The 9073-nt window shown below is 73.3% G+C and carries 6 protein-coding genes; 3 read left to right on the top strand and 3 right to left on the bottom strand.

Features of this window, described 5'->3' with window-relative positions:
- Window positions 1-325: 325 nt before the first annotated feature.
- A complete protein-coding gene (locus tag ABT112_RS17845; RefSeq protein ID WP_351510576.1) occupies window positions 326-2740 on the top strand; it encodes a SpoIIE family protein phosphatase in 2415 nt (804 codons plus the stop codon).
- A gap of 267 nt (window positions 2741-3007) precedes the next feature.
- Window positions 3008-3517 carry a DUF6624 domain-containing protein gene (locus ABT112_RS17840; protein WP_351510574.1) on the top strand — a complete coding sequence of 170 codons (510 nt, stop codon included), beginning with the start codon at window positions 3008-3010 and terminating at the stop codon, window positions 3515-3517.
- A gap of 47 nt (window positions 3518-3564) precedes the next feature.
- Here the strand turns inward: ABT112_RS17840 and ABT112_RS17835 are convergent, their stop codons facing one another.
- Window positions 3565-4779, bottom strand: a complete 1215-nt coding sequence (locus ABT112_RS17835; protein ID WP_502975384.1) for an alpha/beta hydrolase family protein — start codon at window positions 4777-4779, stop codon at window positions 3565-3567.
- A 285-nt stretch (window positions 4780-5064) separates the two neighbouring features.
- Between ABT112_RS17835 and ABT112_RS17830 the strand changes: the two genes are divergently transcribed.
- The gene (locus tag ABT112_RS17830; protein WP_351510570.1) at window positions 5065-6033 is read left to right on the top strand and encodes an ArsR/SmtB family transcription factor; all 969 of its coding nucleotides are present in this window, start codon (window positions 5065-5067) and stop codon (window positions 6031-6033) included.
- Between the two features lie 1122 nt (window positions 6034-7155).
- Here ABT112_RS17830 and ABT112_RS17825 read toward each other — a convergent pair.
- Both ABT112_RS17825 and ABT112_RS17820 read right to left on the bottom strand, forming a co-directional pair.
- Window positions 7156-7569 (bottom strand): VOC family protein, encoded by a 414-nt coding sequence (locus ABT112_RS17825; RefSeq protein ID WP_351510568.1) that lies wholly within the window; start codon window positions 7567-7569, stop codon window positions 7156-7158.
- A gap of 192 nt (window positions 7570-7761) precedes the next feature.
- Window positions 7762-8883 carry an amidase domain-containing protein gene (locus ABT112_RS17820; protein ID WP_351510566.1) on the bottom strand — a complete coding sequence of 374 codons (1122 nt, stop codon included), beginning with the start codon at window positions 8881-8883 and terminating at the stop codon, window positions 7762-7764.
- Window positions 8884-9073 lie beyond the last annotated feature (190 nt).

The raw sequence follows: 9073 nt of genomic DNA, 5'->3' as shown, positions 1-9073 counted from the left end.
GTTGTCCTCCATGTCGTCCACCAGGAGGATGCTCGCCCGGTCGTCGGCGGGGGCGCTGCTCATCATCGGGTCCTCGGGGGATCGGGCGGGGCCGGACGCATCGCGGGTCCGCCTGCCCGCGCCGCGGCCCCGTGGCCGGTGGGCGGGCGCGCCGACCTCACCGCACGGGCGCGACGCGGAGGCCCGCTGCCCCGGTTGTCCGGGACCGGACGGGAGAGCATGCTGAGGCTAGGGCCTCTCGTTCGGACGGGACCGGGCTCACGGGGCCCGGCGATCGGCCCGGGGCACGCAGCCACCCGGTTCCTCGGCGTGAGGCAGGGGCGGTATGACCGACGACGCCCGTCTCGGCGGGGCGATACCGGACAGCGGAAGCCCCCCGCCGTGGGCCACGATCCTCATCGACGACAGCGGCGTGGTCACCGGCTGGAGCCCGCAGGCCGAGCGGCTGCTCGGACGTCCGGTGGCGGAGGCGGTCGGAGGACCGGCGGCCGAGTTGTTCCTCCCCGGCACCGGTCCGCCCGTCTGGACGCTGCCCGACGGGACGGACGAGTGGGCGGGCGGGATCACCGTGCGCCACCGCGACGGCCGGCCGCTCCACCTCGCCGCCTTCGCCCACCGGCTCCGGGAGAGCGGCACCCGCGCCCAGTGGCTGCTGATCACCGGCTTCCCCGGGGAATCCCCCCTGCTGGGCGAGGAACGCTCCCTCCTGGACTGGCTCTTCACCCGCTCACCGGTGGCGCTCACCGTCTACGACACCGACCTCCGCTGCATACGGCAGAACGCCGCGATGACCCGGCTGATCGGCATACCCGAGGAGGAGCGCCGGGGAAAGCGACTCTCGGAGATCCTGTCCGGATCCGACGCCGAGGTGTGGGAACGGCGCATGCGTCAGGTGCTCGAGACCGGCGAGGCCGCGCACGCCGGGGAGATCCACGGCCGGGTGACCGCCGACCCCGACCACGAACACACCTTCTCGGCCACCGCCTCCCCGCTGGAGGACCGGTACGGCCGCATGCTCGGCGTCTGCACCACCGTCACCGACATCACCGAACAGAGCCGCAGCCGCGAGCGGCTGGCCCTGCTCAACGAGGCCAGCGACCGGATCGGCAGCACCCTGGACCTGACCCGCACCGCCCAGGAACTCGCCGACACCGCCATCCCCCGGCTCGCCGACTGGGTCCACGTCGACCTGCTGGAAACCCTGCTCCACGGCGACGAACCCGGCCCGTTCACCGGCAGCGTCGCCCTGCGCCGGGTGGCCCACCAGTCCATTCTGCGCGGGACACCCGAGGCCGGACGCCAGCCCGGTGACGTGGACATCTACCCCGCCCAGTCGCCACCGGTGCGCTGCATGGCGACCGGCCGGTCGATCCGGCAGCGGGTCACCGACCGGGCCACCCAGGAGTGGCTGGCGCAGGACCCGATCCGGGCCAAGGGATTCCGCCTGCACCAGTTCCAGGCCATCATGGGCGTCCCCATCCGGGCCCGCGGCACCACCCTCGGCGTCACCCTCTTCCTCCGCCGGACCAACGACCCCTTCACCGACGACGACCGGCTGCTCGCCGAGGAACTCGTCGCCCGTGCCGCCGTCTGTCTGGACAACGCCCGCCGCTACCTGCGCGAACACACCACGGCCCTCACCCTCCAGCAGACGCTGCTCCCGCAGACCCTCCCGCCCCAGGCAGCCGTCGAGGTCGCCTCCCGCTATCTGCCGGCCGGTGGGCGGACCGGCGTCGGCGGCGACTGGTTCGACGTCATCCCGCTGTCGGGGAAGCGCGTGGCCCTCGTCGTCGGGGACGTCGTCGGCCACGGCATCCACGCGGCCGCCACCATGGGCCGGCTCCGCACCGCCGTGCGCACCCTCGCCGATGTCGACCTGCCGCCGGACGAACTCCTCACCCACCTCGACGACCTCGTCACCCGCCTCGCCGCCGAGGAACGGCTCACCGACACCCAGGCCGCCGACCTCGGCGCCACCTGCACCTACGCCGTCTACGACCCGGTCTCCCGGAGCTGCTGCATCGCCCGCGCCGGGCACCCGCCGCCGGCCGTGGTCTTCACCGACGGCACCGTGGACATCCTCGACATCCCCGCCGGACCACCGCTCGGCCTCGGCAACCTGCCCTTCGAGGCCACCGAGATACAGCTCCCCGAGAGCAGCCTCGTCACCCTCTACACCGACGGGCTGCTCAACTCCCGCGAGGCGGACGTCGATCACGGGCTCGACCTGCTGTGCCGCGCGCTCGCCCGGCCCCAGCCGTCCCTGAGCGCGCTGTGCGACCACGTGCTCGCGGACCTGCTGCCCGCCGGTGCCCCTGCCGACGACGTCGCCCTGCTCATCGCCCGCACCCGGACCCTCAACGACGACCAGATCGCCGTGCTCGACGTCCCCGCCGACCCCGAATTCGTCAGCCGGGCCCGGTCCTGGGCGCAGCAGCGGCTGGCCATATGGGGTCTGGAGGACAGCGCCTACATCACCGAACTCGTCGTCAGCGAGCTGGTCACCAACGCGATCCGCTATGCGCAGGAGCCCATCCAGCTGCGGCTGCTCCGCGACCGGACCCTCATCTGCGAGGTGTCCGACACCAGCAGCACGGCTCCGCACATGCGGCGCGCCCGACTCTCCGACGAAGGGGGCCGCGGACTGCTGCTCGTCGCCCAGCTGACCCAGCGCTGGGGGACCCGCCACTCACGCGAGGGCAAGACCATCTGGTGCGAACAGATGGTGACCGAGGAGTGAGGCGACGACATCCGAGCGAGGGCCACAACCACCCGCGATGACCTCGGCGGCTCTCCTCGAGCGGCGGGGGCCGCGCAGCCGAGTGGGCCCGGGCGGGGGATCGTTGGGATCGTCCGCGGGGTGTGTCGCTGGGGAATCGTTCGAGGGGTGTATCCAGTATCGCCGCTGCGGCGCCCCGCTGTCACCGTTCCACGGAACGATCTTCGTCGCGTATCGCGCCCCTACGGTGGTGAGGAACCGACCACCCCCCATACCCATGGAGTGAGCGTGACCGACAGCAGTATCTCCGCCCTGGCCGCGGAACTCGTCGACATGGCCGCCGCGGACCGGCGGACCGCCCCCGGAGCGAACAGTGACGACCCGGCGGCGCAACTGGCCTGGCGCCGGCGGACGGCCGAGCACGGCGACCGGCTGAACCAGATCATGGACGAGTACGGCTGGCCGACGGCGGAGCTGGTCGGTGCCGACGCCGCGCGCGGCGCCTGGCTGATCGCACAGCACGCGGACCGGCAGCTGGACGTGCAGCGGCGGGCGCTCCGACTGCTGGAGCAGGCGGTGGCCGACGGTACCGCCGGCCCGCGCGAACTGGCCTTCCTCCGGGACCGGACCCGGGTGAACGAGGGCCGCGAGCAGATCTACGGCACCCAGATCGCCGGGGTGCGCGACGGCGCCCCCGTCCCGTGGCCGTGCGAGGAGCCCGACCGCATGGACGACCTGCGTGCGGAGGCGGGGATCGAGCCCTTCGCCGAGTACGTCGCCCAGTTCTCGCCGAGCTGACACCCGCCGCCGGCCGGGCCGGCGGGCGGGCATCGGGGGAGCGGGAATCAGGGGGCGGGCAGGTGCCGGGCGAAGAACGAGAGCACCTGGTGGCGCACCCACGGAACCGACTGCCGCGGGCCCACCGCCCCGACCAGCTTCCTCCGGTCCCCGGCCGACATCAGCCCGGCCGCCTCCAACTGCGGTGCCAGGGCGGCGTAATCGGTGAACACCCCGTGCGTGGCACCGGCGAGCTGCCGCCGCCCGGTGCCCGGTCCCCCGTGGGCGAGCATCGCCGACCAGGAGCGCTCCAGTTCGCCCCGGTGCGGGAAGCCGTCGGTGCCCACCAGGAGCAGCGGCCGGTCCACCCCGTACCGGGCCACCGGGAAGAGGGCACCCTCCTCCCCGGGGCGCTCCGGCGGGTGGTCCAGAAAGCCCTCCAGATTCACCGCGGCGCCGATCCGGCGGTCCTCGTACAACGCCTGGGCCGCGCAGGTGCCACCGGCCGAGTGCCCGTAGACCCCCACGCGCCCGAGGTCCAGCGCCCCGCCGAGCCCCTCGGGCAGGGCACGGCCCGGCACATCCGGATTCCGGCCGGCCGCCAGGTCCTCCAACCGGTCCAGGACGAAACGGAGATCCGCGACCCGAGTGCCGATCGCGGTCCGGAAGACACCCGGGTCGGACCGCGGATTCCCCCGGAGATCGGTCCTCCGCACGCGCCCCCGGTGGGGTGTCGCGGCAGGGAACGCCACCTCGCCGGCGTCCCCGGGATGGTCGACGGTCACCACCACCCAGCCGTGGCCGGCCAGTTCCTCGGCGAGGCTCGTGCCCATGGTGCGCGGATCGCCGCCACCCGGGCTGTACAGCAGCACCGGCCGCCGCACCGCCTGTGCGGGGGCGCCGCTGTACGCGTGGGTGCGGGTGGCCGACCAGTCCACCCCCGACGTCGGCAGCTCCGGGTGGAGAACCGCGGTGTCGAACTCCCCGAACACCTCCGCGGCCTCCCGGGCCATCTGCGGTGCGACGGAACGGCCGCGGACGGTCCGGGCCGGGTGGAACACGGTGACCATCACCTCCCGGACCGGGATCCCCGCCTGCCACGGGTCGCGCCGGGAGCGGTCGGCCAGGTGCAGCGTGGTGACACCGATCCGGTGCGGGCCGGTCGGGGCAGGAAGCCGCAGCCTCAGGCCCCCCGAGGGCGCCCCGCGCTCCGCGGCCCGGGCCCGTGCGACGCCGCCGCCCGCGGCCGCGAGCCCGGCTGCCGTGAGCCCGGCTGCTGTCAGTCCGGTGGCCGCCAGCGCCCCGGTGACGGCCCGTCGGGTCACCCCGGCGGGCGCCGGCCCGGGGCTCTCCCGGGCGCTCCGGCCCCGCCCCGAACGCTCCCCGCCGTCGAGTCCGCCGTGCGACACGCTTCCTCCTGTGCTGTCGTCCGAAGGCCGGCCCTTGCGCCGTCCCTGGCCGTTCGAGTGCAATGACAAAGGCATGTCCCGAATGCTGGCGAACGCGACGACCTCCCGCGATGGTTCAGGCTGTGCCCGAAACGATGGCGCGCACCCGCAGGGAGCACAGTGATCCGGATCCGCTTCACGGCAGCCGACGTCGCCGAGGTCCGGTTCGCCTCCCGGCCGGCGCCGCTGCAGGAACTGAACGGGGCGCTCGGCATGATGTGCCGCCGCGACGAACCACTGCTCTTCGGCCGGTGGCGACAGCGGCTGCTGCGATCCCTCCCGGCCGCCGTCGATCCGCTGGCGGACCTGGTCCCCGCCGGGGCGGCACCCCGATTCCTCGACGTCTTCGACGACACCCTCCAGGACGGGCTGGAAACCGTCCGCTCCGCTTCCCGGCCGACGGAGATCCGCTCCGAACTGGAGCGCGTCTACGCCGGGCACCCCACCCCGCCCCCACCGTGGATCCGCGACCTGCACCGCGGCGACCGCGGAGCCTGGCACCTCCTCCGCCGCGCACAGCACGCGGCCTTCGAGGCGATCGTCCGTCCCGTCTGGCCCGTGGTGCAGGACCTGCACCAAACGGAGTTCACCCGCCACGCCCTGACCGTCGCGGAACACGGCATCGGCACCGCACTCACCCGGCTCGTCCCCGGGTCCCGGCTGCACGACGGAGTGTGGGAGTTCGACGCGCCCCTGGACCGTGACATCGACCTCGACGGTCGCGGAGTGCTGCTCCTGCCGGCCTTCCACTGGACCGGCCATCCCGTCGCGGCCGAACTGCCCGGCGGACCGGTGGGCGTCACCTACCCGGCCGGACCGGGCCTGCCGCTGGCGGCCACCGGCCCGGACGGCGGCGAAGCGGCACTGGCGGCGGTACTGGGCCGGACCCGGCTCGACATCCTGATGCTGCTCGCCGAGGAGCACACCACCAGCGGCCTCGCGCGGCGGCTGGGCGTCAGCAACGCCACCGCCTCGGCACACTCGGCCGCACTGCGGGGCGCCGGCCTGATCACCACGGTCCGCGCGGGCAAGGCGGTCCTGCACCGGCGTACGGCCGTGGGAAGTCTGCTGCTCCAGCGATCCCGGTGACGGTCCGGAGGCCGCGGCCGGGGCTCCGGTCGTGCCGGGAGACGGTCCGAATGGTGCCGGTCCGGAGGAGGGGACGCTCCGGCTGCGTCGGTGACGGACGACGGTGCCGGGGCACCGGTAGCCGGCAGGAAGCGTCCCCGATGCAGGGAGCACGGCCGCTTGCCGGACGGCGGCTGTGGGCGGCCCGGGATCCGGGCGACCTGGCGGCCGGGGTTGCGCAGGGGCGGACGCAGGGCCGCGGACAGGGACCGTGGGCCGCGACGGCCGAAGATCGGCCCATCGCGGTCCACGGTCCGTCATGCCGGGCCTGCCGGAGCTGGATTCCGCTGCCCGTGGCGGACCCGGCGGTGCGGGACCGCGGTGCAAGGTCCCTGAACGCCGCCGGAAGGGCGGGGAGGCAGCCTCCCGGCGCGTTCGTCGGAGTGTCCTGGCGCGGACGACTACCGGTCCGCGGCAGGCCGCGGCGCCGGGCGGCCGAGCCGCTGGTGTCCCTGCGGATGCTCCGCCGTCCGACGCCGGTTCCCGCCCGGCGTGCCGCGCCGGACGGTCCGCTCATACGGACCCGGAGCGTTCCTGACGGCCGGCCCGTGTCGTCGCGGCGGGTGACGTGGACCGTCGGCCCCCGTCGACGCCGGCGGGCCCGGCCCTGTCGTTCGTCCGTCCATGGGACCCCTCGATCGGCTCGGCGATGCACGGCGTGGGACGTTCCGTGGGGGGAGGCGTCGAATGAGCCGGCGCTTGCCGAGAGTCAACAGCCGCGGCGGGGGCGTGTCGAGGGCGAGAAATTGCCACAGGCATCGAGGGGCGGCATTTTCGGTCAGGCCGTCGACACGGTGCTTGCTGCTTGCCGGGCGGGAGGGCCACTCCCTGCGGTTCCATCGCCCCCACGTCCCGTCGTCGCTCCATCGCCCCATCGGGGCGGCGGAGAGCTGTCACGGTGACCACGAGCCTTGCGACTCCGGGGAGACCGGACGGGCCGGCTGCGGTTGCCCGGAAACCGCGCGGCGCCGGGTGTCCGTCGCCTCCCTGCGCGGTCCGCCCGGGCACGGCCGTGCCGCCGGCGTCCGGCAGGGAGCGATGACCGACCGGACCCTCCGTCCCCGAAGCCGCGGAGCGCCGCGCTCAGCCTTCGGGCTGGGCGATGTTGACCATCCAGGCGATGCCGAACCGGTCCACGCACATCCCGAAGACATCACCCCACATCTGCTTCTCCAGCGGGACCGACACGGTGCCGTCACCGGACAGCTTGGTCCAGTAGCCGCGCAACTCGTCGGGGTCCTCCCCGCTCACGCTCACGGCGATGTTGTTGCCGGGGTTGTGCTCCATGCCCGGTGGGGTGTCGGCACCCATCAGCGTGAACCCGCTGGTGGTCTCGAGCATGCCGTGCATGATCTTGTCGGCCTGCCCGGGCTCCTTCATGCCGAGTTCCCCGAAGGTGTGCAGCGCCAGGGTGCCCCCGAAGACGGCCCGGTAGAACTCCATCGCTTCCCGGGCCTTGCCGTCGAAGCTGATGTACGGGTTGAGACGACTACTCATCAAGCACTCCTTTCAGGGCAAAACGCATGATTTTTGCAGGCTAGCGTCTTCCCTGTTGCCCGGGGCGGGCAGCGCGCCGAGGTGTCTCCGCTCCCGTCCCGACGGATGTGCTGCCGCGCCGGGTCCCACCCACCGGGCCGGGCCCGGGAGCTCCGCGAGCGCCGGGCCCGGCCGGGCTGGGACCGCCGGGTGTCAGGTCCGGTACGCGTAGTAGAGCGACCGCGGGTAGGACGCCACGATGCTCGCCACCGACTTCCGGTACGTGTTGGTGGAGTGGTAGGTCAGGTACGGGACCCCGGACCGGCTCCGGTAGGTCGTGATCATTGAGTGATCCTTGGCCCCGTCCCGGTCGAAGTCCATCTGCAGAACGTCCCCGACGCCCAACTGGTAGACATTGGACAGGTTGGTCGCGCGCTTGGAGGACAGCGTGAACCAGGACCAGTCGTCTGCCCCCACCCAGGACATCGTCTGGTTCGAGGAGTCGTACCACCAGTTGCGGTAGTCCGAATACAGTCCCGAGTCGTGCTTCCAGCCGCCTGCCTTGAGGGCCTGGCTGACGAAGTTGGTGCAGTCCCCGCCCACATCGTTGAACCTGCGGTACGCGGGGTTGTAGTTGCTCCAGTACTTCTCCGCGTACGTCGCCATGGCTGCGTAGTTGTAGGACCCGCCGGTCTTCGGCCTGGACGGCGACGGCCACGACGTGGCTGCCGGAGTCGCGTTGGGGCCGGAAGCCGCGCTCGCCACCGCCGCCTTCTCGGCGGGGGCGTTGACGGGCCGGGGCCCCTCGTCCGTCGGCCGGATGCCGGTGAGCTGCCAGGTGCCGTCCGGGCCGGCGGTGAGGCTCAGCTCGTGGTGCGCCTGGAAACCGGTGGTCGCGGGCTCGTCGCCGCGGATCTTCTGGTAGGTGAGCGTGGTGGTCTCGGTGACCCGGACGGTGGCCTTCCCGCCCCGGACACGGGTGCTTCCCACCCGCACCCGGGTGTCGGCGCCGGTGTACGCCTCGCCCAAGGAGGCCAGCCGGTCCTTGCGGGTTTCCAGTGAGGACAGGGCGGTGTCCTCGGCCCGGGCCAGGCGCTTCGAGAGGCGCACGGTCCCGGAGTGCCGCGGCGCCAGGTGCTTCGCCGACCGGGTGTTCACCAGGGTCTCGGTGCGCTCGGTCAGGACGGCATCGGCGATACGGGCGAAGGACTCGGCCGTTGCGCTGTCGGCCGTCCGGACCTCCGCCGCGTGCGCGGCCGAGGCGGGCAGGAGGGCGGCCGACAGACACCCTGTCAGGACCGCGCCGATGGTGGATCGTCTCGTCGGTGGTTTCACGCTGTTCCCCTCATCCCCCGGTCCGCTCGAACCGGGGACCGGAATCTTCGCATGAAGTACGCATGTATGGCGGACGTGTGATCGAACTGTGGAAAACTGCCCCGTCGTCGCCTTCCGGTGGCCCGCCGGCCGGGCGGTGAGAGGGGCCGCCACCGGCAGTCGCCCTGCGATGGCGGCGGCGATGCGGAGG

Source organism: Streptomyces sp. NPDC002055, assembly GCF_040296705.1.
GTDB lineage: Bacteria > Actinomycetota > Actinomycetes > Streptomycetales > Streptomycetaceae > Streptomyces.
The sequence above is the reverse complement of the archived record's forward strand: the minus strand, read 5'-3'. Positions and strand labels throughout refer to the sequence as shown.